Origin of the sequence: Aquaspirillum serpens DSM 68, from assembly GCF_000420525.1 — a bacterium.
Lineage (GTDB): Bacteria > Pseudomonadota > Gammaproteobacteria > Burkholderiales > Aquaspirillaceae > Aquaspirillum > Aquaspirillum serpens.
The window spans coordinates 1-24197 of record NZ_ATVC01000011.1; the positions used below are offsets into that span (position 1 = coordinate 1).

26 protein-coding genes and 2 pseudogenes are annotated in these 24197 nt (G+C 45.4%); 18 read left to right on the forward strand and 10 right to left on the reverse strand.

Annotated features, from left to right (window positions below; genetic code table 11):
* From G465_RS16140 to fliR, 14 genes and pseudogenes are all read left to right on the forward strand, one after another.
* Nucleotides 1-282: pseudogene (locus G465_RS16140) on the forward strand (flagellar basal-body MS-ring/collar protein FliF); the annotation flags it as partial.
* Nucleotides 272-1333 carry a flagellar basal-body MS-ring/collar protein FliF gene (gene fliF / locus G465_RS13315; protein WP_052165372.1) on the forward strand — a complete coding sequence of 354 codons (1062 nt, stop codon included), beginning with the start codon at nucleotides 272-274 and terminating at the stop codon, nucleotides 1331-1333. The pseudogene G465_RS16140 and the gene fliF, both read left to right, overlap by 11 nt.
* Nucleotides 1326-2347 (forward strand): annotated as a pseudogene (gene fliG, locus G465_RS13320) (flagellar motor switch protein FliG). Before fliF ends, fliG begins: the two are co-directional and overlap by 8 nt.
* A complete protein-coding gene (locus G465_RS0103630; protein WP_022653125.1) occupies nucleotides 2337-3116 on the forward strand; it encodes a flagellar assembly protein FliH in 780 nt (259 codons plus the stop codon). The pseudogene fliG and the gene G465_RS0103630 overlap by 11 nt, the downstream one beginning before the upstream one ends.
* Nucleotides 3100-4500: a flagellar protein export ATPase FliI gene (gene fliI, locus G465_RS0103635; RefSeq protein WP_022653126.1), complete on the forward strand. Its 1401-nt coding sequence runs from the start codon at nucleotides 3100-3102 to the stop codon at nucleotides 4498-4500. The genes G465_RS0103630 and fliI overlap by 17 nt, the downstream gene beginning before the upstream one ends.
* The gene (gene fliJ / locus G465_RS0103640; protein WP_022653127.1) at nucleotides 4500-4949 is read left to right on the forward strand and encodes a flagellar export protein FliJ; all 450 of its coding nucleotides are present in this window, start codon (nucleotides 4500-4502) and stop codon (nucleotides 4947-4949) included. Before fliI ends, fliJ begins: the two co-directional genes overlap by 1 nt.
* Nucleotides 4950-5024: 75 nt before the next feature.
* Nucleotides 5025-6224, forward strand: coding sequence for a flagellar hook-length control protein FliK (locus G465_RS14960; protein ID WP_081642682.1), 1200 nt, complete (start codon nucleotides 5025-5027; stop codon nucleotides 6222-6224).
* A 172-nt stretch (nucleotides 6225-6396) separates the two neighbouring features.
* Complete coding sequence (locus G465_RS0103650; protein ID WP_245556743.1) at nucleotides 6397-6873, forward strand: flagellar basal body-associated FliL family protein; 477 nt, start codon at nucleotides 6397-6399, stop codon at nucleotides 6871-6873.
* Between the two features lie 9 nt (nucleotides 6874-6882).
* Nucleotides 6883-7893 carry a flagellar motor switch protein FliM gene (gene fliM, locus G465_RS0103655; RefSeq protein WP_022653130.1) on the forward strand — a complete coding sequence of 337 codons (1011 nt, stop codon included), beginning with the start codon at nucleotides 6883-6885 and terminating at the stop codon, nucleotides 7891-7893.
* A gap of 68 nt (nucleotides 7894-7961) precedes the next feature.
* Complete coding sequence (gene fliN / locus G465_RS0103660) at nucleotides 7962-8396, forward strand: flagellar motor switch protein FliN (RefSeq protein WP_022653131.1); 435 nt, start codon at nucleotides 7962-7964, stop codon at nucleotides 8394-8396.
* 41 nt (nucleotides 8397-8437) lie between these two features.
* The gene (gene fliO / locus G465_RS13330; RefSeq protein WP_155846485.1) at nucleotides 8438-8887 is read left to right on the forward strand and encodes a flagellar biosynthetic protein FliO; all 450 of its coding nucleotides are present in this window, start codon (nucleotides 8438-8440) and stop codon (nucleotides 8885-8887) included.
* Complete coding sequence (gene fliP / locus G465_RS0103670; RefSeq protein ID WP_022653134.1) at nucleotides 8880-9629, forward strand: flagellar type III secretion system pore protein FliP; 750 nt, start codon at nucleotides 8880-8882, stop codon at nucleotides 9627-9629. The genes fliO and fliP overlap by 8 nt, the downstream gene beginning before the upstream one ends.
* An 8-nt stretch (nucleotides 9630-9637) precedes the next feature.
* A complete protein-coding gene (gene fliQ / locus G465_RS0103675; RefSeq protein WP_022653135.1) occupies nucleotides 9638-9907 on the forward strand; it encodes a flagellar biosynthesis protein FliQ in 270 nt (89 codons plus the stop codon).
* A gap of 14 nt (nucleotides 9908-9921) precedes the next feature.
* On the forward strand, nucleotides 9922-10716 hold the full coding sequence (gene fliR / locus G465_RS0103680; protein ID WP_022653136.1) for a flagellar biosynthetic protein FliR: 795 nt from the start codon (nucleotides 9922-9924) through the stop codon (nucleotides 10714-10716).
* A 34-nt stretch (nucleotides 10717-10750) separates the two neighbouring features.
* Here the strand turns inward: fliR and G465_RS0103685 are convergent, their stop codons facing one another.
* The 6 genes from G465_RS0103685 to G465_RS0103710 all read right to left on the reverse strand — a co-directional run bounded on the left by G465_RS0103685 (nucleotide 10751) and on the right by G465_RS0103710 (nucleotide 17132).
* Nucleotides 10751-12268, reverse strand: coding sequence for a SpoVR family protein (locus G465_RS0103685; RefSeq protein WP_022653138.1), 1518 nt, complete (start codon nucleotides 12266-12268; stop codon nucleotides 10751-10753).
* Between the two features lie 29 nt (nucleotides 12269-12297).
* Entirely contained in the window at nucleotides 12298-13572 is a 1275-nt protein-coding gene (locus G465_RS0103690) for a YeaH/YhbH family protein (RefSeq protein ID WP_022653139.1), read from the reverse strand.
* Nucleotides 13573-13619: 47 nt separating this feature from the next.
* Nucleotides 13620-15548, reverse strand: coding sequence for a PrkA family serine protein kinase (locus G465_RS0103695; RefSeq protein ID WP_022653140.1), 1929 nt, complete (start codon nucleotides 15546-15548; stop codon nucleotides 13620-13622).
* Between the two features lie 178 nt (nucleotides 15549-15726).
* Complete coding sequence (locus G465_RS0103700; protein ID WP_022653141.1) at nucleotides 15727-16050, reverse strand: PilZ domain-containing protein; 324 nt, start codon at nucleotides 16048-16050, stop codon at nucleotides 15727-15729.
* Nucleotides 16037-16594, reverse strand: a complete 558-nt coding sequence (locus tag G465_RS0103705; protein ID WP_022653142.1) for an NUDIX domain-containing protein — start codon at nucleotides 16592-16594, stop codon at nucleotides 16037-16039. The genes G465_RS0103700 and G465_RS0103705 overlap by 14 nt, the downstream gene beginning before the upstream one ends.
* Nucleotides 16581-17132 (reverse strand): DUF2062 domain-containing protein, encoded by a 552-nt coding sequence (locus G465_RS0103710; protein ID WP_022653143.1) that lies wholly within the window; start codon nucleotides 17130-17132, stop codon nucleotides 16581-16583. Before G465_RS0103710 ends, G465_RS0103705 begins: the two co-directional genes overlap by 14 nt.
* Before the next feature lie 229 nt (nucleotides 17133-17361).
* Here G465_RS0103710 and G465_RS16315 point away from each other — a divergent pair, with 229 nt between their 5' ends.
* The 4 genes from G465_RS16315 (at nucleotide 17362) to G465_RS0103725 (ending at nucleotide 20656) form a co-directional block, all read left to right on the forward strand.
* Complete coding sequence (locus tag G465_RS16315; RefSeq protein ID WP_281166770.1) at nucleotides 17362-17976, forward strand: acyl-CoA dehydrogenase family protein; 615 nt, start codon at nucleotides 17362-17364, stop codon at nucleotides 17974-17976.
* 7 nt (nucleotides 17977-17983) lie between these two features.
* Entirely contained in the window at nucleotides 17984-19171 is a 1188-nt protein-coding gene (locus G465_RS13335) for an acyl-CoA dehydrogenase C-terminal domain-containing protein (RefSeq protein WP_281166771.1), read from the forward strand.
* Between the two features lie 230 nt (nucleotides 19172-19401).
* Nucleotides 19402-19854 (forward strand): hypothetical protein, encoded by a 453-nt coding sequence (locus tag G465_RS0103720; protein WP_022653144.1) that lies wholly within the window; start codon nucleotides 19402-19404, stop codon nucleotides 19852-19854.
* 70 nt (nucleotides 19855-19924) lie between these two features.
* Nucleotides 19925-20656, forward strand: a complete 732-nt coding sequence (locus tag G465_RS0103725) for a DpnI domain-containing protein (protein ID WP_022653145.1) — start codon at nucleotides 19925-19927, stop codon at nucleotides 20654-20656.
* An 81-nt stretch (nucleotides 20657-20737) separates the two neighbouring features.
* On the opposite strand, the gene G465_RS0103730 is transcribed toward G465_RS0103725, so the two are convergent.
* The 4 genes from G465_RS0103730 to G465_RS0103745 form a co-directional block, all read right to left on the reverse strand.
* The gene (locus G465_RS0103730; protein ID WP_022653146.1) at nucleotides 20738-20998 is read right to left on the reverse strand and encodes an acyl-CoA-binding protein; all 261 of its coding nucleotides are present in this window, start codon (nucleotides 20996-20998) and stop codon (nucleotides 20738-20740) included.
* A 78-nt stretch (nucleotides 20999-21076) separates the two neighbouring features.
* Nucleotides 21077-21820, reverse strand: coding sequence for a DsbC family protein (locus tag G465_RS0103735; RefSeq protein ID WP_022653147.1), 744 nt, complete (start codon nucleotides 21818-21820; stop codon nucleotides 21077-21079).
* A gap of 10 nt (nucleotides 21821-21830) precedes the next feature.
* Nucleotides 21831-23000, reverse strand: a complete 1170-nt coding sequence (locus G465_RS0103740) for a UbiH/UbiF family hydroxylase (RefSeq protein ID WP_022653148.1) — start codon at nucleotides 22998-23000, stop codon at nucleotides 21831-21833.
* Between the two features lie 3 nt (nucleotides 23001-23003).
* Nucleotides 23004-24191: an FAD-dependent oxidoreductase gene (locus G465_RS0103745; RefSeq protein ID WP_022653149.1), complete on the reverse strand. Its 1188-nt coding sequence runs from the start codon at nucleotides 24189-24191 to the stop codon at nucleotides 23004-23006.
* Nucleotides 24192-24197: the final 6 nt, after the last annotated feature.

A 24197-nucleotide genomic window follows, 5' to 3' on the forward strand; every position in this document is an offset into this window, starting at 1 on the left:
CAGTTTGCAGAACAAATCAATTACCAACGTGCGATTGAAGGTGAGTTGGCCCGCACGATTGAATCTCTCAACGTCGTTGAGTCGGCTCGTGTTCACCTCGCTATACCAAAAAATAGTGTCTTTTTGCGTGAACAACAAAAGCCCACTGCTTCTATCATGGTGTCGCTGTTTCCTGGTCGTGTGCTCGATGCAGGTCAAATCTCTGGTGTGATTAATTTGGTGTCTTCCAGTGTCCCCGGATTGCCTGCTAAAAACTTCCAGTGTCCCCGGATTGCCTGCTAAAAACATTACTATTGTTGATCAAGAAGGCAATTTACTATCCAACTTGTCGGATATTAACAACGACAATTCTGGTTTAAATAAACGCCAGTTAGCCTATGTCAGACAAATAGAGCAAGATTTTGTTAAGCGTATTCAAACTATCTTAGAGCCTATTTTTGGTAAGGAAAATGTTCGTGCTGAAGTGACGGCAGCTGTCGATTTCTCTGAGGTTGAACAAACGGCAGAAATCTATACCCCTAACTCACCGCCGAACCAGTCTGCCATTCGTAGTCAACAAACGGCTGAAAGTGTAAAACGCGACACCGATCAAGTTGGTGGTGTGCCAGGTGCTTTGGCTAATCAACCACCGAATGCCGCTGCTGCTCCGATTCAGTTACCCCCTGGTACTCAGGCAGGTCTGTTGCCTGGTGGTCAACAAGCGGGCAATGCGCCTCCGGTGGCGTCAAACCGTGAAACAACCACTAATTTTGAGGTCGATCGCACTATTCAACATACCAAATCACCTGTAGGGACAGTAAAACGTCTGTCTGCGGCGGTGGTGGTTAATTACAAGCGTCAGGTTGATGCCGAAGGTAATGCCAAATTTGTACCTTTGAGCGCCAACGAACTGCAACAAATCAATAACCTGGTCCGTGAAGCCATGGGGTATAGCCAAGATCGTGGCGATTCCTTAAATGTGGTCAATACTGCTTTTGCAGAAAACTTAGATACACAAACCTTACAAGATCGCGTTATCACTTATGCGACAGAGAATGCAGAAAGTCTGATCAAATATGTCTTGATCGGTCTATTGTTACTCTATCTGTTGTTCTGGATTGTTCGTCCAATTGTACGAGACATTCTCAATCCACCGCCTCCTCTACCTGGTATGGAGGGATCGGAAGAGACAGGAGCTGCGCCGAAAGATGAAATTACCGGCGAACCATTGGATGAACGCGAAATTCAACGACGTCTGTATGAGGCCAACCTTGAGGCTGCACGTCAAATCGTGAGAAATGACCCACGTATGGCGGCACAAATCATTAAAGAATGGGTGAGTGGCGATGAGTGATGCCGGTGTTCGTCGTAGCGCAGTGCTGCTGTTTAGTTTGGGACAAACCGATGCTGTAGAGGTATTCAAATACCTTGGCCCAAAAGAAGTACAAAAAATTAGTACTGTCATGACACAAATCTCATTAGTACTGTCATGACACAAATCTCAAATTTGAGTTTTGATGAAATTGATTTAGCCGTCAATTTGTTCCGTGAGGAAGCACAAATGCGTGCTTCTGTCGGTGCATCTGATGAATACCTGCGTAATGTGTTAACAGAGGCCTTAGGTGAAGATAAGGCCGCTAACCTGCTTGATAAGATTATGCAGGGGAATGACCACGCAGGTATTGAAAGCCTGAAATGGATGGATCCATCGAATGCAGCAGATCTGATTCGCAATGAACACCCCCAGATTATCGCGACCATCCTTGTCCATTTAGAACCAGACCAAACCAGCGCGATTTTGCAGCATTTCACCGAACGTCTGCGCAATGACGTGTTATTGCGGATTGCTACCTTAGAAGGCGTGCAGCCACAGGCGTTGCGTGAATTGAATGAAGTTCTGACGCAGCTGTTGTCTGGCTCTGATCGTGTTAAGAAAAGCGCGATGGGTGGTGAACAGCTTACTGCTGAAATCCTTAACTTCTTGGGTAGCGGTGTTGAAACCTCGGCTTTGGGCGCTATTCGCGAGTACGACCCCGAGTTGGCGCAACGTATCCAGGACAAGATGTTTGTATTCGAAAATCTTATCGAATTGGACAACCGTTCTATTCAGGTCATTATGCGCGAGATTTCTTCCGAATCTCTTATCATTGCGCTTAAAGGTACCAGTCAGGAACTCAAAGAAAAAATCTTCAAGAATATGTCTCAGCGTGCTGCTGAAATGTTGAAAGATGACTTCGAAGCCAAAGGTCCAGTGAAAGTCTCTGAGGTTGAAGCAGAACAGAAAGAAATTCTGAAAATTGTGCGCAAATTGGCCGACGAAGGCCAGATTGTGTTGACGAAGGCTGGAGAGGAAGGCGTTGTCGAGTAAGATTATTTCTGCCCAAGAAGGTGTCCAATGGACGCCTTGGGCCTTATCGCCTTTACATCAACTTGAAGAGGCTGTTGCCACCGCACCGACCACGGCCAGTGAGGGTGTCCCTGATGCATCGATCTCAGAATACGCCTCGGATTCTCCTACTGAAGAAGATTCAGACCCGGTTGTTGTCGAAACTGTTGAGATCGAGCCCGCTCGTATTTATCCCACAGCAGCAGAAATCGAAGCTATCCATCAAGAAGCCTTTCAGGCGGGCTTTGAGGCCGGCAAAACCGCAGGGTTTGAAGCAGGACATAAAGAAGGTTGGCAAGCTGGCCACACTCAAGCAAGCACTGAGTTCAACCAAGCTTATGAACAGTTCCTTGATATTCAACAGCGCCTACAGGTGTCGGTGACGGAGGTTGACCAAACCATCGCACCGGCATTATTACAACTCGCCTTATCCTGTGCACAAAAGATCGTTGCCTCGCATATTCAAATCAAACAAGACGCTGTATTGGATGTGTTAAAACAAGCCCTCTCGACGCTTCCCGACTCGATTCAACAGGCTAAATTGCGGCTTCATCCAGATGATATTGAAGCGATGAAACATTATCTGAGCGAAGAGCGCTTATCCCAATCATGGCAACTGATTCCGGATGCCGCATTGGAGCGTGGAGGGTGTTTGTTAGATAGTCCTGTGCTTAGTATCGACTTGTCTTTACAGCAGCGTTGGCAAGCACTATCCAATGCTTTGGGAATTGACAATGTCAGCACCAATTAAACCATGGTTGGATTATCTGTCTTTGTGCCAACAGACCATTGCACATTCCCCGTTATGGTTGATTAAAGGGCGACTGACACGGGTAACCGGTATGGTGATGGAGGCTGTCGGAGTTCGCCTACCGGTAGGCAGTGCCTGTGTTGTTGAGTTGCCGGAAGGACGACATGTTGAAGCGGAGGTTGTCGGTTTCTCTGCAGATAATATGTACTTGATGCCGGTATCCAATGTACAGGGTTTAGTACCTGGTACGGCAGTGGCCCCATTACGTCCTTATCACCCCCCACGTTATGGTCAGCAAAATGTGGCCGTTTGTCCGCAAGGGCCGTATGGCCGACAAGTCCCGGTGGGACACAAATTGCTTGGACGAATCCTCGATTCACTGGGCCGCCCCCTTGATGATGCTGGCCCTCTAGAGCCAGATGATTTTTACCCCTTGTATAGCCAGCCAATCAATCCACTTGATCGTACGCCAGTGCGAGATGTGTTGGATGTCGGTGTGCGTGCAATCAACGGCCTTTTGACTGTCGGTCGTGGTCAGCGTTTGGGGTTATTTGCTGGTTCTGGTGTTGGTAAATCGGTATTGCTTGGCATGATGGCACGCTTCACCAAAGCGGATGTGGTTGTAGTGGGTTTAATTGGTGAACGGGGTCGTGAGGTAAAGGACTTTATTGAAGAAATTCTTGGCGAGGAGGGGCTCGCTCGCTCGGTTGTGGTTGCCGCACCTGCTGATATGCCGCCGCTGATGCGATTGCACGGTGCTGCCTACGCCACAACTTTAGCAGAATATTTTCGCGATCAAGGTTTAGACGTCTTATTGTTGATGGACTCGGTTACTCGATATGCAATGGCTCAGCGTGAAATTGCCTTGGCGATTGGTGAGCCGCCGGTAACCAAAGGCTATCCTCCCTCGGTGTTTGCCAAATTACCACAGTTAATCGAGAGGGCGGGTAATGGTAAAGCCGGTGGTGGTTCAATCACGGGCTTCTATACTGTGTTATCTGAAGGTGACGATCAGCAAGATCCTGTTGCCGACTCGGCCCGTGCTATTTTGGATGGTCACTTTGTCTTGTCTCGGCAAATTGCTGAATCTGGGGTTTATCCTGCAATCGACATTGAACAATCGATTAGTCGGGTGATGAATGACATTGTGTCACGTGATCAACTGCAAGCTGCTCGCTACTTTAAACAGCTTTACTCACGCTACTTGCGCAATCGTGATTTAATCAATGTCGGTGCTTATATGAGTGGTTCTGATCCAATGTTGGACAAAGCCATTCAATTGCATCCTGTGATGCAAGAATTTTTAATGCAAGAAATGCGGCAATCTCATGACTACCAAGAAAGTATTGGTCATCTGTTTCAACTGGTGAATGGAGCCAACTGATGCCTCCCCCCAGTAAGTACCAACTTTTGATTCGCTTAGCACAAGAAAAACTTGATGCCGCAGCGAATCGCATGGGCATGGCACAGCAAAGCTTATCGACTGCCCAACGTAAGTTACAACAGGTTGAATCATTTTTGGCTGAGTACCGCAACCGTCGCATAGAAAGAGGTGCGGTTGGGATTGGTGTGGCGCAGTGGTTGGATTACCAACGTTTTTTAGAGCGTTTAGAGTCTGCGGTCGAAGTCCAACTACAAGAAGTGAAAACGTGTGAAGTGATATATGCAGAAACACGAGAGCTATGGCAGACTGCCCGCCAACACCTCAAGGCAATGGAAACTTTGCATACGGCAGAACAGCAACGCTTGTTGCAGCAACAAATGCGGCGTGAGCAAAAACAGACTGATGAGTTAGCAACGCGAGCTTTCACTGTCCGTTCGCTGTCCCAGTAACTAATTTCGTGAAAAGAGCATGGTGTAAAAGTTGCTTTACTTTGTCACTTGTCTCTTTCTTCTCAGGAGCTGATTATGGCGATTACTGTCGTCAGCAGTGCACCCTCTGTCCCAGACTCATCCACGGGTTTAATGCCATCAGGTCAAGGACCCGAGAGCGCGGATGTTTTTTCCAAACTTTTGCAGGTTAGTTCTGAGTTGACGATGCAAAACGAGGAAATACAGACTGCTGAGCTTTCCTCCCCTGTGCTATTTCCTACATCTAAAACAAATAAAATCAAGGATACAGGCTTTGATAAACAAGAGAATTTTTCGCTAGATCAAAAAAAAGAATCTGAGGATGCTGAGAATTTATTAGCCAGTTTACTTGCTTTAAATTCTCCCTCTGCTATTCGTGCTAACTCTGCGGTGATGGTACAAGAAGAAACCAAACTTACAAAATCATCGGATAAAGAATCTATATCCTCAGATGATCTTGAGCCTAGTCTGGGTACAGAACCGAAGTTATTTGAACCTTTACCTGTTGCTATCCACTCTAATGCCAAGCTAACACCGACAGAACTAGCTACTGATCAACATACTGCCATAGCAGCAGGATCTCCCATTGCTGAAGCAATCTCCTCAAAGTCAGCTCGTCCTGATCGTATGCTCGAACTCGGCAAAAATTTGCCGTTGACAGAGAATATTTTGCCGGCACTTGCCGATGAAACTGCTTCCACCCCTGTTGCCCCAAATGTGGTGACATCTCTGCTGGGTCCTCAAGAAAAATCTCATATGCAGTCGCCAGAGGCAGCTAAGGTGCTACACGTTCATGCACCAATGTCACCTGATCCGAAATGGGGTAAGGAATTAGGCCAAAATTTATTGATGATGGTTAATACCAAGATGGATGTGGCTCAAATACAGGTGAATCCACCGAATTTGGGGCCAATTGAAGTCTCTCTCCGTTTACATCAAGATCAAGCGAGCGTTCTGTTTGTTGCAGCAACACCACAGGCTAAGGATACCTTAGAACAACATCTACCCCGTTTGGCTGCCATGCTGTCAGATAACGGTATTCAGTTGAATGGCGCGCAAGTTTCTTCTGGTGATTCACAAGAGCGCCAAGCGGCTCAGATGGCCTTTATGCAACAAAATCAATCTTCTCGCCAAGATGAATCGGCTCCTAAATTCTCTGTTCATGGGATGCCAATTGCTGCACCTGTCTCCGAGCCTGTACTGCCTGCTGCGGTGAAATCTGTTGATGGTGATGATCAACTGAGTGTTTACGCGTAATGTTCGGAACCCTCGCTTTTGGGGTAATATCTGGTGGCAGCCGATATTGAGGGCCTTTGTTGTGAACAAATGGCCCTCTCTCTAAAATGTCCTCTGCTATTTGGCAAAGGTGCATTTTGTGTTGTAAAGAGTGGCCTTTTAAGATTCTGTTTCAAATTGCATGGGTAAAGTTATGTCAGAAGAAAAAGCACCTAGCGGTAACAAAAAAACAATGGTCATTCTGGTTGCTGGCTTATTAGTCGTCGTGTTAGCGCTGGCTGGTGCCGTTGCCTATTTGTTTTTAGGTAAAAAAGAGGAAGGTCACGGGGGCGCTGCACCGAAAAAAGCGTCTGAACTACCAGTCTTCGAGAAAATTGATACCTTTGTCGTCAATCTAGCCGGTAGCGGCGGGATGCTTCAAATTGAGTTCCAAGCAGAATTGGCTGATGGTGGCCATGCCCAAGTCCTTAAAGCCTATATGCCAAAAATTCGTAGTGCATTGATTATGTTGCTTTCTTCTAAGACCAGTGAAGAACTTGCTACCCCAGAAGGTAAGGCAAAATTAAAAAATCAGATTCGCCAAGTTATTAATGAATCTGTGTCAGACTCAGGTCTTTCTGCACCGGTCACTGGCGTTGTCTTCACTTCTTTCATCGTACAGAATCAGTAACGGGCGAATATGGCAGACGATATTCTCTCCCAGGAAGAAGTTGATGCCCTGCTGCGCGGGGTAACTGGGGACGACAATGATGACGAGGCGCGACTGGGGGGGACCCCAGTACGTAACTACGATATTGGTCGTCAGGAGCGCATTGTTCGTGGTCGGATGCCAACGCTGGAGATTATCAATGAGCGTTTTGCTCGTAATCTCCGGATTGGTTTGTTTAACTTTATCCGTCGTAATGCAGAAATTTCTGTTGGTCCTGTTAAAGTACAAAAATATAGTGAGTTTATTCGCAATCTAGTTGTACCCACCAACCTCAACCTCTGCCATGTCAAACCCCTGCGTGGGACTGCCCTGCTGATTTTCGACCCCGATTTAGTATTTCTAATTGTCGATAATCTTTTTGGTTCGGATGGTCGTTATCACGTTCGAGTCGAAGGCCGTGATTTTACGGCAACTGAACAACGTATTATTCGTCGTCTTTTAGATGTCGTCTTTTTGGAATACCAAAAAGCTTGGCAGCCGGTATATGAAATAGAATTCAACTACATTCGTTCAGAAATGAACACTCAGTTCGCTAACATCGCAACACCGACGGAAGTGGTTGTTTCGATGACGTTCCGGATTGAACTCGGGGCTGGTGGTGGTGATTTCCATGTTTGTATGCCATATTCGATGGTTGAACCGATTCGTGACTTGTTATCGAGTACGATGGCTGCCGACCGTACCGAGGTGGACAACCGCTGGGTAAATTTGTTGTCCCGCCAAGTGCAAACTGCTGCAGTTGAATTGGTGGCAAATTTGGCGGAAACAGAAATCACGCTGCGTGATATCCTCACCCTAAAAGAAGGTGACATCATTCCGTTAGAAATACCAGAAACGATTGTTGCTGATGTCTCTGGTATTCCCGTTTTACAGTGTAAATATGGCGTTGTAGGCGGACAGTACGCGCTGAAGGTGGATCGAGTACTCGCTGGTGCTCAAGAAATCAGCGATGTCAGCAGCTTAGGAAGCGATGCTATTTAAACTTGGATGGCGTGTCAGGTGACGAATACAAGTCACCGCCAAGGCCAATTTTTTGTGGGTAATTTAAAATGAGTGACGAACCAGTAAGTATGGATGATTGGGCAGCCGCTATGGCGGAACAACAGGAATCAACTGATTCCGATCACGAATCTGCGCCTGCAGAACCTGCTCAATCTGGGCCCACTTTGGCTACCGGCCTGTTCCAAGAACTCGCCCCTTCTGATCCGATAACCGCTGCAGGCGGTAATCTGGATATGATTCTCGATATTCCTGTGAATATGACGGTTGAGCTTGGTCGAACAAAAATTGCAATCCGGAACCTGTTGCAATTGGCTCAAGGATCGGTGGTTGAGTTGGATGGGATGGCTGGCGAACCAATGGATGTATTGGTTAACGGCTGTTTGATTGCCCAAGGTGAAGTGGTGGTGGTGAACGATAAATTTGGTATTCGTTTAACCGATATTATTACGCCTGCTGAACGTTTACGTCGGTTACAGAAGTGATACATGCTGTCGGTTGTTGGTTCAACAAAGCGCTGTCCTTCGTGGCAGCGCTTCTGTTTACATCTTTCTCTTCCATTGCCTTGGCCGCACAAGATAATGCCCCAGCCTCGCCACTGTTGACCTCGCCCGTTTCCCAGTTTGCTCAGGCTGCATTTGGCCTTGTTGTTGTGCTTGGTTTGATTTTTTTGATGGCGTGGGCACTCAAAAAGTTAGGTGGGCAATCTGGTTTTGGTTTACCTGCTCATGCCAAAGTAGTGGGAAATTTAATGGTGGGGCCTCGTGAGCGTGTGGTGATCGTTGAGATTGACCAATCTTGGCTAGTATTGGGGGTGGCGCAAGGGGGAGTAAATTTATTACACACCTTACCACGTCCTGCCGATGCAGATACCATCGCTCCTGTCTCTTTCGCTGAGCGTTTGCGTACTGCGCTTACTCACGTCAAAGGGCAGGCTGCACATGCCCAAGATCAGAATCGTTCTTCTCATGAATAAAAAAGCATTCTTATTCTGTTTACCCTTATTATTTGGGTTAGCTGGATTTGCCTTTGCTGCACCTTCATTTCCATTGATGAATAGCACGCCAACTGCGGGTGGAGGCACTAATTATTCACTCTCATTACAAATGTTGGTGTTTATCACTGCATTAGGATTTATCCCTGCAGCGATATTAATGATGACTTCTTTCACCCGTATTGTGATTGTGCTTGCCTTACTGCGACAAGCCCTCGGGACAATGCAATCACCACCAAATCAGGTTTTATTGGGATTAGCATTGTTTCTAACTTTTTTTATCATGGCACCTGTGTTTGATGACGCCTATAAAAATGCTTGGCAGCCGTTTGCTGAAGATAAAATGACTATGGATCAGGCTTTTGAGCGAGGAAGTAAACCATTCAAAGAGTTTATGATGAGACAAACTCGAGAAAAAGATCTAGAGTTTTTTATTGAAATTTCTCGTAGTCCAAAACCCAATGGACCAGAAGATATTAGTTTAAAAACCTTAGTACCTGCTTTCGTGATTAGTGAAATCAAAACTGCTTTTCAAATTGGTTTTCTTGTTTTTATTCCATTTTTAATTATTGACTTAGTTGTAGCAACAGTCTTGATGTCAATGGGTATGATGATGGTTTCGCCAATTATTATCTCACTCCCTTTTAAGCTAATGCTATTTGTGCTAGTGGATGGGTGGACTCTATTGATGGGGTCTTTGGTACAAAGTTTTTATGTTTCTTAGGAGAAATTATGAGCCCAGAACTTGCCATTAACTTAATTCAAAATGCACTGTTTATTTTAATTATTGTTTCAGCACCATTACTTGCTGTTGCCTTAGTCATTGGTTTGCTAGTGAGTGTTTTACAAGCCGCAACTCAAATTAACGAAATGACCTTAACTTTTATTCCAAAGTTGTTAGCTATGTTCGTGGTGCTTATTTTAGCCGGTCCTTGGATGCTGCGAACAATGATGGAATTCACCGTTCGTTTGATTAGTGGTATTCCAAATATGATTGGTTGAGTAAAGGCCAAAATATGGGTATGGTAGAAATCTCTGATACAGAGATTGCATTACTGTTATCAGGTTTTTTTTGGCCATTCTGCCGTATCGCCGGTTTTATTATGGTTGATCCGTTTTTTGGTACACGAACGATTCCCCGACAAGTTCGTGTTGCTACCGCTATTGCATTAACTATTATTATTGCACCGCTATTACCTGCGATGCCAGAAGCACCGGTTATTTCTGCTGAAGGGCTTGCCAATATTTTTTATCAAGTCATTATTGGCGCAGCAATGGGTATGGTGATGCGATTGGTAATTGCTGCAGTGGAAATGGCTGGTATGCTGATGAGTATGCAAATGGGTCTGGGTTTTGCAATGTTTTTTGATCCACAATTTGGCGCACAAGTTCCTGCGCTTTCCCGATTTTTATCCACCTTTGTCTTCTTGCTTTTCTTAGCGATGGATGGCCATTTGGTTTTAATCTCTGCATTGGTCGATAGTTTCCGCATATTACCCGTTGGTTTAGAGTCAATTCCTAAAGCCAGTTTTAAAGTATTGGCTGAATGGGGTGCTAAGATATTTTCTCTAGGATTTTTATTATCTATTCCCGTTGTTGGTGCTTTGCTGATTACTAACTTGGCAATTGGTGTGATGACTCGCGCTGCGCCACAGTTTAATATCTTTACCTTTGGTTTTCCCCTAACACTGACGATTGGTTTTATTGCCTTATATTTCTCTATTCCTGCATTTGCTCATGTGATCGGTGAAATTTATGAGCAAAATATTCAGGCAATGTTGCAATTACTCACAACAATAAAAACACCTTAACCATGAGGCTAAGGTGTGAAAAAGGAATAGTTAATTAAAATAAACTGTTGTGTTCGGGGGCTTTGCATTCACTGGTTTGTATAACCTGCCCCTGTTGGTCAACGGATTCTAGGCGCACATCAAACCCCCACAATCGGCACACATGCTTCAACACTTCTTCCGTTGTTTTTCCTAACGGCCGTCTTTGATGCATAAAATGGCGCAAGGTTAAACTGCGATCACCGCGCAAATTCACCGACCATACCTGAATATTGGGCTCTCTTGAACCTAAATTATATTGCTCGGATAAAGTACGGCGAATTTCAGCATATCCTGTTTCATCATGAATGGCAGGGATTAACAGTTTATCGTCCTTGTCGTCATCTCTTACGGCAAACAATCGAAAATCACGAATCACTTTTGGTGAAAGATATTGTGAGATAAAACTTTCATCTTTGAAATTGCGCATAGCAAATTCAATACTTTCCCGCCAATCTTTGCCGACTAATTCAGGGAACCATGCTCTGTCTTCATCTGTTGGTTCGCGACAAATCCGGCAAATATCTTGATACATCGCAAATCCAAGGGCATAGGGATTAATTCCCGAGTACCAATGACTATGTACCGGCGGTTGTAGCACAACATTGGTGTGAGATTGTAGAAACTCCATCATAAAACCATCGGTAACCAACTGTTTTTCATATAGTCGGTTTAAAATGGTGTGATGCCAAAAAGTTGCCCACCCTTCATTCATGACTTGAGTTTGGCGCTGTGGATAAAAGTATTGGGCGATTTTTCGTACAATTCGAATAACTTCACGTTGCCACGGTTCTAATAAAGGTGCTGATTTTTCGATAAAGTAAAGGATATTCTCCTGTGGCTCTGCCGGAAAACGAATTGGGGCATTAATTTCCATATCGGTATTTCGCCGAGGAATGGTTCGCCACAGGTCATTCACTTGCAATTGAAGATAATGTTCACGCTCACTTTGACGGATTTTTTCTTTTGCCAATGACAATTTTTGTGGCCGCTTGTAACGATCGACACCATAATTCATCAAGGCATGGCATGAATCTAATAAATCCTCAACCGCATCAATACCATACATTCTTTCGCAATCGGCAAGATAATTTTTTGCGAAAACTAAATAATCAATAATTGCTTCTGCGTCTGTCCAAGTTCTGAATAAATAATTGCCTTTAAAAAAACTGTTATGGCCGTAAGCCGCATGAGCTGTGACTAATGCTTGCATCATCATGGAATTTTCTTCCATTAGATAAGCAATACAAGGATTAGAGTTAATTACAATCTCATAGGCTAAACCCATTTGACCACGTTTATAACTTTTTTCTGTTGCAACAAACTGTTTGCCAAAAGACCAGTGATGGTAATTAACCGGCATCCCCACAGACGAATAGGCATCCATCATCTGTTCGGCAGTGATAATTTCTAGTTGCACTGGGTAAATATCAAGGTGATATTCACCACAGGCAATTTTCATAATCTCTCGGTCATATTTTTCAATTAGATCAAAAGACCATTCTGACGAAGTTGAAATAGGTGTCGGTTTCATGGCCAGAAGTCCTTTTCCGATACTGCCAGTTAGGTAACAGTATGAGGTTGTTTTTTGAACAATTCACGGAAAACCGGATAAATATCTGCTGCCGTTCTTATTTTTTGCATGGCAAAATGTTTAATTTGTTCGGCAATTTTCTGATATTCATGCCATAGGTTTTGTGGCTCACCCTGTGTGATTTCAATATAAGCGTAATATTGCACACAGGGTAAAATCTTCTCTAATAAAATAGAACTACATTGGCTAGAATCACTGTCCCAGTTATCGCCATCAGATGCCTGCGCGACGTAAATATTCCAATCTTCGGTTGGGTAGCGTTTTTGAATAACCTCCGAACAGAGTGTTAGGGCAGAAGACACGACTGTTCCGCCCGATTCACGAGAGTGGAAAAAATCATGTTCAGAAACTTCTGTCGCACTGGTGTGATGTCGAATAAAAACCAGCTCTATTTTTTCGTATTGTTTTTCTAAGAAAAGATATAGCAAAATAAAAAATCGTTTAGCAATATCTTTTTTGTTTTCATCCATTGAGCCAGAGACATCCATGATGCAAAACATCACTGCCTGACTGGTCGGGAAAGGCCGTTTAACACGGTTGTTATACCTTAAGTCAAAGGGATCGATAAAAGGAATGGTATAAAGCCTGCTGCGTAAATGACGAATTTTTTCCCTTAAATCTCTCACCCGAAAAGAATCTTCCTCGGCAAGTTCAAGCAGCTCATCCAATTCTTCTTCTGCTTGGGTAAGCTCGGATAAGATCGGGGCCGATAGGGCGATACGTCGAGAAAGCGCCCCGCGTAATGAGCGAACAATATTGATATTGGTCGGTGTACCATCGTTGATAAAACCCGCCCGCACACTTTTCATTTCTTGAGTGCCAAGCAACTGCGTTTTGACTAAATTAGGCAAGGCCAAGTCTTCAAAAAAGACTTTCATAAATTCTTCTCGGCTTAGTTCAAAGACAAAATCATCCTCTCCCTCGCCTTGATTACTGGCTTTACCGCCCCCGCCCCCTCCACCACCGCCCTGTGGGCGTGCGATACGATCACCTCGAATAAAATCTTGGTTGCCTGGGTGAATAATTTCCTTGATGCCTCCTGAACCATGTTGGAACACTGGCTCAGAAATATCCTTTGATGGAATGGAAATTTTCTCACCCGCTTGAATATCAGTGATGGCGCGTCCTTTAATCGCCTTTGCAACCGATTGTTTAATTTGTGCTTTAAAACGACGCAAAAAACGCTCACGGTTGACGGCTGACTTATTTTTTCCGTTTAGACGGCGGTCTATTAAATGGGCCATGGTCAACTCCAGATAAAATGAGGCAAAGAGGACGCGCCAAGACTGCTTTAAGAAGATTTACGTACGCGGAGGTACCATTCACACAATAGCCGGACCTGTTTCGGTGTATAACCTTTGGTTACCATGCGATTGACAAAATCTTCATGTTTTTTCACATCTTCTGCGCTTGCTTTGCTATTAAAGCTAATCACAGGCAGTAGTTCTTCTGTATTCGAGAACATTTTCTTCTCGATAACTTGCCGCAATTTCTCGTAACTTGTCCAATGTGGGTTTTGTCCTGCATTATTGGCTCGCGCCCGCAGCACAAAGTTGACGATTTCGTTACGAAAGTCTTTTGGATTGGAGATACCGGCTGGTTTTTCGATTTTCTCCAATTCGCTATTAAGCGAGTTACGGTCAAAAATTTCTCCGGTGTCTGGGTCGCGATATTCTTGGTCTTGAATCCAATAATCAGCGAAGGTGACATACCGATCAAAGATATTTTGACCATATTCAGAGTAGCTTTCCAGATACGCCTTTTGAATCTCTTTACCAATAAATTCTACGTATTTGGGTGCTAAATACTCTTTTAAGAAGGTTAAATATTTTTGCTCTACTTCTTGTGGAAATTGTTCACGTTCAATTTGTTGCTCGAGTACATACAACAAATGAACAGGGTTGGCTGCGACTTCGGTGTGGTCGAAATTAAAAACACGCGACAAAATTTTGTAGGCAAAACGAGTGGATAAGCCGGTCATCCCCTCATCAACCCCTGCAAAATCTCGGTATTCCTGAATCGATTTTGCTTTTGGATCGGTGTCTTTTAGGTTATCACCATCGTATACCAGCATTTTGCTAAATAAGTTTGAGTTTTCTGGCTCTTTAAGGCGCGACAGAATGGCAAATTGTGCCATCATTTTTAAAGTGCCAGGGGCACATGGGGCTTGGGTAAGTGAGGAGTGCCGAATCAATTTTTCGTAAATCTTGATTTCATCACTGACCCGTAGGCAATAAGGCACTTTGACAATATAGATACGATCTAAAAAAGCCTCGTTATTTTTATTGTTACGGAATTGCTTCCACTCCGATTCATTTGAGTGCGCTAGAACAATTCCATCAAATGGAATAGCGCCAAAGCCTTCAGTGCCTTTGAAATTGCCTTCTTGTGTTGCGGTTAACAGTGGATGTAACACCTTAATCGGTGCTTTGAACATTTCAACAAATTCGAGCAGCCCTTGGTTCGCCAAGCACAGCCCACCCGAATAGCTATAGGCATCGGGGTCGTCTTGTGCGTATTTTTCCAGCTTACGGATATCAACCTTACCAACCAAAGACGAAATATCTTGGTTGTTTTCATCACCGGGTTCTGTTTTGGCAACGGCCAATTGTTTCAAAACCGAGGGATAACGTTTCACTACACGGAATTGATTGATGTCACCGTTGAATTCGTGCAAACGTTTCACCGCCCAAGGGCTGGGAATGGTGCGTAGGTAACGACGCGGAATGCCGTATTCCTCTTCCAATAACGCCCCGTCTTCTTGGTCGTTAAATAGTCCCAGTGGCGATTCATTAACTGGACTCCCTTTCAGACAATAGAAGGGAACGTGTTGAACTAACTCTTTGAGTTTTTCTGCAATCGAGGATTTACCGCCACCAACTGGCCCAAGCAGATAAAGAATTTGCTTTTTCTCTTCCAATCCTTGGGCGGCATGCCGGAAATAGGCCACCACTTGTTCGATAGCTTCTTCCATGCCATAGAACTCGCGGAAAGCGGGATAGAGTTTGATGACTTTGTTGGCAAAGATGCGTGACAGGCGTGGGTCATTGCGTGTGTCGAGCAGCTCTGGTTGCCCAATGGCAGTCAACATCCGTTCTGCTGCAGTGGCGTACGCGCTGGGATCGTTTTTGCAAATCTCCAGATACTCCTGCAAGGAGAACTCTTCTTCACGCGACTTATCGTATCGGGCAGAGAAACGACTAAAGATATCGGCATTCATCATGGTGCTCCTTCGTAAGGCCAATGGGCGGTGTGATGTCAACGGGCCGCACTTTTGGTATAGCACAATAAATTTCGCCGATAGGCTAAAAAATGAATAAATTGTATGCTTTTAGATTTTTAAGGGCAAAAAACAGCGGATATGAGGGGAAACAGGTCGAAAAGCGGTGGATGAGTGTTCAGTAATACGGCAAAACTTCGACGATACTGACACCGATTTCATAAAGATCACCACGTTCAAGCCGTTCACAGCGTTTGACTTCAACGCGGGCGCGCAGTGGTTCTGTGTTACGGCCACCGATTGAGGGAGGAATCACTACCACCTCGAGTTGTTCTTCAAAGCGAGGGACGTAAGTGCAAAACAGCGCCATTCCTCCTGCACTGACATTAAAGCAGCGCGCTTCAAAAGTCTCTTGAGTCAACAACACTCGCACTTGTGCTGGACAATGGGCAGGGACACGAAGTTCCCCTCGGCGATCGCGATGGCGTTCAAAGGCGCTCACGTGCTAATGCTCCAGATAAAAACGCATTTAACCAAAATAGGCCAGTGATGGTTTTGCTATCACTGATTTTTGCTTGCAAGGCGAGTTGTTGTAGGGTGTTGATCGAGTAGGGTTTGACGTTCAAAAACTCCCCCTCATCCAAATTTTGCCCAACCCACGTTAGATCTTCTGCCACGAAATACATAATTCGTTCATTGGAATAACCAATGCACGGATGTGCCTCACCAAGGGCATACCAATTTGCTGCTTGATAGCCGGTTTCTTCTTGCAACTCGCGTTGTGCTGTGGCGAGTGGTGTTTCCCCAGCATCAATTTTTCCAGCCGGTACTTCGAGAAAAGTCCGATGGAGGGGATAACGAAATTGTTCGACCAATAACACCGTGTCCGGCGCAGTAAAGGCAAATACAGCCACTGCACCTGGGTGTTCAAGGTATTCACGTTCCGCCTGTTGACCATTAGGAAGTACCACCGTGTCGCGTTTAAGGGTCAGAAAATGCCCTTGGGCAAGGATGGAGGAAGCCAGCGTTTGTTCAGCGAGCTGCACGTTGCACCTTTCGACGATGCCATAAATACACGATAAATCCCCGCCACGCGATGATGACCAATAGATAACCGACAACGGCAAATGACAAACCCAAGGCCGGCAAACCTACCAATAAAGCAGGGCCTAAAGAAACCGCCCAATCTACCATTTGTGCTAGCCAACTGCCAAACGTGGCGAGTGAAAAATCGGGTGCCATACTGATATTGGCTTGTGTGTCAGTGCCTAACAACCATGCGCCATAGCGATAGGCTAATAAATATAGAGGTACGATAGTGAGTGGGTTGGTATAGAGCGTAACAAATAAAGTGAGGGGTAAATTTGCCCGTAATAACAAGGCCATAACCCCGCCGGTTAACATCTGTGTTGGCCCGGGCATCAGGCCAGCAAACAAGCCAATTGCTACCGCCCGCGCCATATTGCGCCGGTGTAGCGTCCAAAGATAATGGCCTGCTAACCAAGGTTGCATCCAGCGTAAATAGCGATTTTGTGAAATATGTTCTGCACTAGGAAGATTGGCTTTTAACCATTTGCGGGACATGAACTGTTTTCCTATTGGTGCGTCGTAGCCTTGAAGTGGTGTCGTAAGACAGATTTTTCGATGTTGTTCAAGCCACTTTTTCGTTGCGTTGTTGCCATGCAACAAACAACTGTTCCAAACAATCGTTTGAAAAATCGTTGCGTTCTACAAAAAAGGGCGATACGCTTCACCCCGTTGCTTAACTGCTAACAGGACGACACAGTCCTGACCCACGGATCGGAGAAACATCATGCCTGCTTACAAAGCCCCTCTACGCGATTTCGACTTTGTGCTCAACGAGTTGATTGAAGTCCAAAATATCATTCCAACCTTGCCTGGCTATGAAGAAGCCACTGCCGATGTATTTGCGTCTTATCTCGAGGCCGGTGCCAAGTTTTGTGAAAATGAATTAGCACCTATTAACCGTGCTGCCGACGAGGCTGGTTGTGCTTATGACCCTGCTACCAAATCGGTGACTACGCCTGCTGGTTTTAAAGAGGCTTACCAACAATTCTGCGAATTGGGCTTTACTGGCTTGGATTGTGATCCCGAATATGGTGGTCAAGGGATGCCAAAAACCCTCGGTTTCCCGATCATGGAAATGCAGTGTTCTGCTAACGTTGCATGGTCGATGTACCCAGGTTTGAGTCATGGTGCTTACTCTGCCATCCATGCTCACGGCACCCCAGAACAAAAAGCGACTTACTTGCCTAAATTGGTGTCCGGTGAATGGACTGGCACCATGTGTTTAACTGAGCCACATTGCGGTACTGACTTGGGTTTATTAAAAACCCGCGCTGAACCGGCTGGGGATGGCAGTTATCTGATTACTGGTACCAAAATTTTTATCTCGGCAGGTAGGTGAACACGACTTGTCCGACAACATCATTCACTTGGTGTTGGCACGTTTGCCTGACTCCCCGAAAGATGTGAAAGGGATTTCGCTGTTTATCGTGCCGAAATTCCTGATTAACGAAGATGGCTCGTTAGGCGAGCGTAATCCAGTGAGCTGTGGCGCGCTGGAACATAAAATGGGCATTAAAGCCAATGCTACTGCAGTGATTAACTTAGATGGTGCAAAAGGCTATCTGATTGGTGAGGTCAATAAAGGCTTGGCATGTATGTTCACCATGATGAACGCTGCGCGTTTAGGGTGTGGTATGCAAGGCTTAGGTTTGGGTGAGGCAGCGTTCCAAGGTGCGTTGGCATACGCTAAAGAGCGTTTGCAAATGCGTGCATTGAATGGGCCAAAAGCACCAGAAAAAGCTGCTGATCCAATCATCGTGCATCCTGATGTCCGTCGTATGTTGTTGACCCAAAAGGCCTATACCGAAGCCGGTCGTGCTTTTACTGCTTTCTTGGCCTTGCAGTTGGACATTGAAGAAAAATCGCCTGATGCCGAAGCCCGCCAAGAAGCGGCAGATTTGGTGGCCTTGTTAACCCCAGTGGCAAAAGCCTTTATGACCGACAATGGTTATCTGGCAACCAATTTAGGGATGCAAGTGTTTGGCGGTCATGGCTTTATCCGCGAATGGGGGATGGAGCAGTTGGTGCGCGATTGCCGTATCTCGCAAATTTATGAAGGCACCAACGGAATTCAAGCGATTGACCTGTTAGGCCGTAAGGTGTTGATGGATCAGGGACAGAAGCTGCGTAAGTTTACTAAGCGCATCCACAAATTCTGCGAAGCAAACAGCGCCGACAGCCGTTTGACACCATTCCTCGAACCTTTAAACGGTTTGAACAAGCAAATGGCCGAAATCACCATGCAAATTGGCATGGGTGCGATGATGAATAAAGATGAAGCTGGCGCGGCGGCAACGGATTATCTGCGCTTGGTGGGTCATCTGACGTATGGTTATTTCTGGGCGTGGATGGCAAAAGTCGCGCTTGAAAAGTTGGACGCTGGTAGTGCTGAGACGGGCTTCTATGAGGCGAAGGTGAAAACAGCGCAGTTCTATTTCAGCAAGCTGTTCCCTGAGATTCATAGCTTGATTGTGACGTTGAAAGCAGGCGCTAAGCCGTTGATGGATTTGGAAGAAGATCACTTTGCTTTCTAAGGTGTGATCTGTGTAGTGCAGTCAAATTGGGTGTGGCTCTACTTGAACAGCCTCTAGTGATAGAGGCTGTTTTTTTATGTGCATAGTAAATCGGTAGGTAGGTATGGTTACAAGTAACCCAATGTGGGTATGATATTGTTTGTTAGTTCAATTTTTTGAAAAAATTAGCAGTATAATCCATAGCATGTTTTCTAACTTTTAGATATAAGATAAGAAGGAGATTGTTTTTCATGGAGTCTTCGGAAATTTCAAAAATAATAGAATGTATTGCTCCTTTTGTATCAGTAGCATCCTTTTTAGTATCAATAGCATCTGCTGTCTTTGCTAAAATAACTAGCAATGCAGCTAAAAAAGCAAATGATATTAATCTTCATGTGTACCAGAAAAAAATATATGATGCGTTCCTTGAGTTGAGAATGCATATGATTATGAAAAGTATATCTGCTGAAATGTCAGAGGTGTCTAAATTTTATTACCCAGCAAAAGAAGCAGAGTTTTATTTCTCTTCAGAAATTGCAAAGCAATTTCAAACATTCTTTGATCTTTGCTTTGAGGTTGCTGATCTTGCTAGAGTTCAACGTACACCAACAGAATTATCTGAAGCTACTGATAAAGTCCATTTAGCATTAGGTATTGCTAAGCAACTAGAGGAAAAAATTATTGGAAAAATTACCCTTGTTTAGAATAAAAAATGAACCATACTTGCTCACTTTTCTGTATTAAGAATTACATATTGTTTGGTGGATTGTAAAAATGATTTATAAAAACAAATCTCAGCTAGCTAGAGTCGAAACTGAAAATTGGGCATTAGCAAATCTTTTTTGTCCAAAGTGTAGTGTGGCTTTTATGGCAGAAAAGGCGAATACAAAAGTATTTGATTTTAGGTGCGCTTGTTGTGATGAAACTTACCAGCTCAAATCAACTTCTAAAAAAATAACAAGGAAGCTGCTTGGTTCGGAATATTATTCCTTTGTTAACGCAATAAAAAATAACAATTGCCCAAATTTTTTGATATTAGAATATAGTATTGTTGCTGATCATTTTTTTGTTAACAGAGTTATTTATATTGCAAAGGAATTTATTACAGAAGATGTTGTTGAAAAAAGGAAGCCTCTTTCTGTTGATGCGCGTAGGGCTGGTTGGACAGGGTACAATTTACTAATTGACCATATCCCGCTGGAGGCCATGATTACAATTTATGAAGAATCACAGTTTGTTTCAATTCAAAATATACTCTTTGCTATAGAAAAATCTAAAAATATCAGCAAGAAAGATTGGGGTAATGAAATAATAAATATTATCAGAGAGCTTGCGGTTAATTTTTCATTGTCTGATATTTATAAATATGAAGAAAAACTGAAAATCCTTTTTCCAAAAAATAAGAATATCAAGCCAAAAATTAGACAGCAATTACAAATTCTTAGAGATGCAGGAAAGATTGATTTTCTAGATAGAGGTAAATATAAAAAATTAGATTTTCTTTGATTGAAATGTATGTAAATAAATCTGCATTAAAAACTATAAAAAAACCCGCACATTGTGCGGGTGAAGAGAGAGAAGCAGAAATCACTTACCTAACAACCGATTGACCAAGTCAATATACGCTTGCATTGCGCTATCTGAAGATTGGCCTTTTAACTTTTCCCAAGCATCGTACTTACTGCGATTGATGAAATCCATCATCCCTGGGCGTTCGCCACTGACATCACCACTGCTAGCTTGTTTAAACAAGGCATACAGCTGCAACAGGGTTTGTGGGTCTGGCTTTTCTGCCAGTGTTTTCACATCGGCTTGAGCTTGGGCAAACAAAGAGGCCAAATCAGACATCGTATCTTTCCCTTGGTGGAAATCAGGAGATGGGCTGATTGTGCCAGTGGTTATCGATGCTGTCAAACAGTCGTTTGATTATTTTTTCTGGTTCAACAGTTTTTCAATATCTTCCGCTGGAATTGCGCCAGCAACCAACTTACCGCTTTCAAAAATCAACGCCGGTGTGCCCTGAATGCCCAATTTCTGGCCTAAGGCTTGAATCTCGGCCAAGGGTGTTTTGCAATCGCCGCTGCCACTGGTGGCTTGGTTATTGCGCATGGTTTGTGCCCACGCCTGTAGCTTATCTTTTGAACACCAAATCTGTGCCGATTTACGCATTGCATCCGGATGTAATTGCTCTAATGGATAGAGAAAGGTGTAAATCGTGACATTATCGAGCTTGGCGAGGCCTTCTTTTTCTAACTTCTTGCAAAACGGGCAATCTGGATCAGAAAACACCGCGATTTTCCGCTGACCGTTACCACGTTTATCTTGAATGGCGTGCTGGAGGGGTAAGGTTTTCCAATCGACACGGGACAGTTCTGCCACCCGTTCCTCGGTGAGGCTCACTCGGCCTTCAATATCGATTAACTCACCAACAAACATGTGCGCAACTTTGGCATCGGTATAGACGACCTGCCGTCCAGCTAACACCACTTCATACACCCCACTGACTGGGCTGGCTTGTACCTGCACCACTTCACGTTGTGGAAACTTTTGGCTAAACAATTTTTTGACCGTTTGGCTTTCATCGGCGGCTTGCGCTTGGCAGGCGAGCAGGGTTGCGCTCAGGGTCAGTAACGTAGTGGTGCGCAAAAAGCGGCGGGGAATAGCAAACAAAATACACTCCTTAAAAGCCGATGGCGTAACGTGCCAACTGGCGTTTGACTGGGCCAATATGGTTGGTGAGGTTGAGTCCGGTGTTGCGTACCCAACGCGATAACGGTAGTTGGGTATGGAACAACTGATGCAGTGCATCACATCCGAGTTGCATTGCCAGCACGGCTTCACGGCGGGCACGTTCATAGCGCCGCAATAATAGCCATTCGCCTACATCGCTGCCCTTGGCATTGCCCAATAAGCGTTCTAATTCGCGGGCATCACCAAACCCTAGGTTGACACCTTGTCCGGCGAGAGGATGCACCGTGTGGGCGGCATCGCCAGCGAGTACCACCCGTTGGCTAATCATGTGTTCGGGTTGAATTAACCGCAGTGGGAAGGCTTGCGCGGGGGTGAGGGTGGTGAAATGCCCGAGGGCATGTTGGCCTGCAGCGGCAACTTTTTCGGCTAATACTTCGGCGGATAATGACAGTAAGGTATCGGGGTTGGGATGAGACCAGACAATCGAAATGCGCTGTTGTGGCAACGGCAGCCACGCCAAAATACTGTCACCGACAAACCATTGACGGGCAATGTCCCCGTGTAAGTATTGGCAATGGAAATTTGCCACTACGCCCGATTGACCATAGGGTTTGATTTTTGCCTTGATGCCAATTTGTTCACGCACCCATGAATTGGCACCATCACATCCAACCAGCAAAGCCGCTTCGAGCTGGCTGCCATCCTGTAGGGTGAGCAGCACTCGATCTGGTTCACGAACCAAAGCACTGACTTGGGCGGGGGTATAAAGCGAGACTTCGGACACCAACAACTGCTGCCAAATGCTATGCAACAGCCAACGGTTTTCGACAATCGATGCCAGCCGTTTTTGTTTAGCGTCGTGGGCATCGAACATAATTTCGCCACCGTGATCGCCCTTTACCTGCATGGCGTGGACATTACCAATTCGGTGTTCCTGTGGCCACGCGCCCAATTGTTCTAACCATTGGCGATTGGCTGGACTGATGGCATAAATTCGTGCATCCCACTCGTTGTCATCATCCAGTGTGGTTTGCCGTTCGCTGGGAGGATGCGGCTCAATCACCGCAATGTGTAATCCTTTGCGGGACAACGCTAATGCTAAGCTAGCACCGACTAAGCCGCCACCCAGAATTACCACATCATAATGGGCTGTATTCATTGCTTAACGCTCCAAGCCAAAGACTAATTTATGCGTAAATCGCTGCCGTAGTGGGGTCAGCATGTCCAAAGCCGACAGCGCAATGCCGCGTCCCAAACGGCTGATAGGGTCGTGATGATCGAATAGACCAATCAGACTGTGGGTAAAAGCGGTAATGGTCAGACGGTCGCGTTGACGTTGGCGTTGGTAGCGGTGTAGCAATGCCGGTGCGCCGATGTCGCGGACATTGGCTAATAATGGCAATAAGGTATCCGCATCACGCAAGCCAAGGTTTAACCCTTGTGCTGCCACTGGGTGTAGGGTTTGCGCTGCATTTCCCACCAATACCACCCGTCCGGCATGCAGTTTGTTCGCTAATTTTAAGCGCAGGGGAATGGCCTGTGGTGGGCTGACACAGGCGGCAAAACACAGTTTATGACCGCAAATTTGATGCAACGCATCAAGAAATTCAGCTGGCGAGCTATTGAGCAAGGCTTCGGCTGCAGCATGGCGGCGTGTCCACACTAACATCATGTCTTGCCCAACTGGCAGTAAAGCAAAGGGCCCACCTTCGGCAAAGCGTTCATAAGCGATATGTTGGTGTTGATAACCCTCGGCGAGGGCTAAACGGCACAATAGAGCCGATTGTTCATAGTCGTGCACATGATGGTGCAGACTGGGGAGTTGCTGTAAAACACTGCCGCCCTCGGCGGCAATCAGTAGTTTGCTGGTCAACAGTTGTTGACCGTGTTCGGGGTGTTGAATGGTTAAGCTGGTATAGGTGGCGAGATTACCAATTTTTTCCCCACGCCAACCTTGAAACAAGTGGATGGGCGCTTGGTTGAGTGCCTGTCCCACCGCTTGGTCGAGATCGTGATAGGCGATGGTATAACCCAAGTCGCTGACACCAATATCGGCCCCACTGAGTAAAGTACGGCCAAAGGCCCCTGCTTGGCTGACGTGGACTTGTTGAATTGCCGTCAGTTGGTCGGGGGGGAGGGTGATGCCGGCTTGTTGTAACAAGTCCACGCTCAAGCGCGAAAGTGCCAAAATACGCGGGTCTTGTGCCGCGCTGTCGGTATTGGGACGGCTGGCACGGGCTTCAACAACCGCCACCCGTCGCCCTTGCTTTGCCAACTGTAGCGCAAGGACGGTACCCACTGGGCCAGCCCCGATAATGATGGCATCAAAGTCATGACTTATCGTTTGCATGATGGG

What these genes read in the sequence shown, in the direction of transcription:
- fliI (WP_022653126.1), top strand. Translation starts at nt 3,100, where the DNA reads ATGTCAGCACCAATTAAACCATGGTTGGATTATCTGTCTTTGTGCCAA.
- fliJ (WP_022653127.1), top strand. Translation starts at nt 4,500, where the DNA reads ATGCCTCCCCCCAGTAAGTACCAACTTTTGATTCGCTTAGCACAAGAA.
- G465_RS14960 (WP_081642682.1), top strand. Translation starts at nt 5,025, where the DNA reads ATGGCGATTACTGTCGTCAGCAGTGCACCCTCTGTCCCAGACTCATCC.
- G465_RS0103650 (WP_245556743.1), top strand. Translation starts at nt 6,397, where the DNA reads ATGTCAGAAGAAAAAGCACCTAGCGGTAACAAAAAAACAATGGTCATT.
- fliM (WP_022653130.1), top strand. Translation starts at nt 6,883, where the DNA reads ATGGCAGACGATATTCTCTCCCAGGAAGAAGTTGATGCCCTGCTGCGC.
- fliN (WP_022653131.1), top strand. Translation starts at nt 7,962, where the DNA reads ATGAGTGACGAACCAGTAAGTATGGATGATTGGGCAGCCGCTATGGCG.
- fliP (WP_022653134.1), top strand. Translation starts at nt 8,880, where the DNA reads ATGAATAAAAAAGCATTCTTATTCTGTTTACCCTTATTATTTGGGTTA.
- fliQ (WP_022653135.1), top strand. Translation starts at nt 9,638, where the DNA reads ATGAGCCCAGAACTTGCCATTAACTTAATTCAAAATGCACTGTTTATT.
- fliR (WP_022653136.1), top strand. Translation starts at nt 9,922, where the DNA reads ATGGGTATGGTAGAAATCTCTGATACAGAGATTGCATTACTGTTATCA.
- G465_RS0103685 (WP_022653138.1), bottom strand. Translation starts at nt 12,268, where the DNA reads ATGAAACCGACACCTATTTCAACTTCGTCAGAATGGTCTTTTGATCTA.
- G465_RS0103690 (WP_022653139.1), bottom strand. Translation starts at nt 13,572, where the DNA reads ATGGCCCATTTAATAGACCGCCGTCTAAACGGAAAAAATAAGTCAGCC.
- G465_RS0103695 (WP_022653140.1), bottom strand. Translation starts at nt 15,548, where the DNA reads ATGAATGCCGATATCTTTAGTCGTTTCTCTGCCCGATACGATAAGTCG.
- G465_RS0103710 (WP_022653143.1), bottom strand. Translation starts at nt 17,132, where the DNA reads ATGTCCCGCAAATGGTTAAAAGCCAATCTTCCTAGTGCAGAACATATT.
- G465_RS16315 (WP_281166770.1), top strand. Translation starts at nt 17,362, where the DNA reads ATGCCTGCTTACAAAGCCCCTCTACGCGATTTCGACTTTGTGCTCAAC.
- G465_RS0103720 (WP_022653144.1), top strand. Translation starts at nt 19,402, where the DNA reads ATGGAGTCTTCGGAAATTTCAAAAATAATAGAATGTATTGCTCCTTTT.
- G465_RS0103725 (WP_022653145.1), top strand. Translation starts at nt 19,925, where the DNA reads ATGATTTATAAAAACAAATCTCAGCTAGCTAGAGTCGAAACTGAAAAT.
- G465_RS0103730 (WP_022653146.1), bottom strand. Translation starts at nt 20,998, where the DNA reads ATGTCTGATTTGGCCTCTTTGTTTGCCCAAGCTCAAGCCGATGTGAAA.
- G465_RS0103740 (WP_022653148.1), bottom strand. Translation starts at nt 23,000, where the DNA reads ATGAATACAGCCCATTATGATGTGGTAATTCTGGGTGGCGGCTTAGTC.
- G465_RS0103745 (WP_022653149.1), bottom strand. Translation starts at nt 24,191, where the DNA reads ATGCAAACGATAAGTCATGACTTTGATGCCATCATTATCGGGGCTGGC.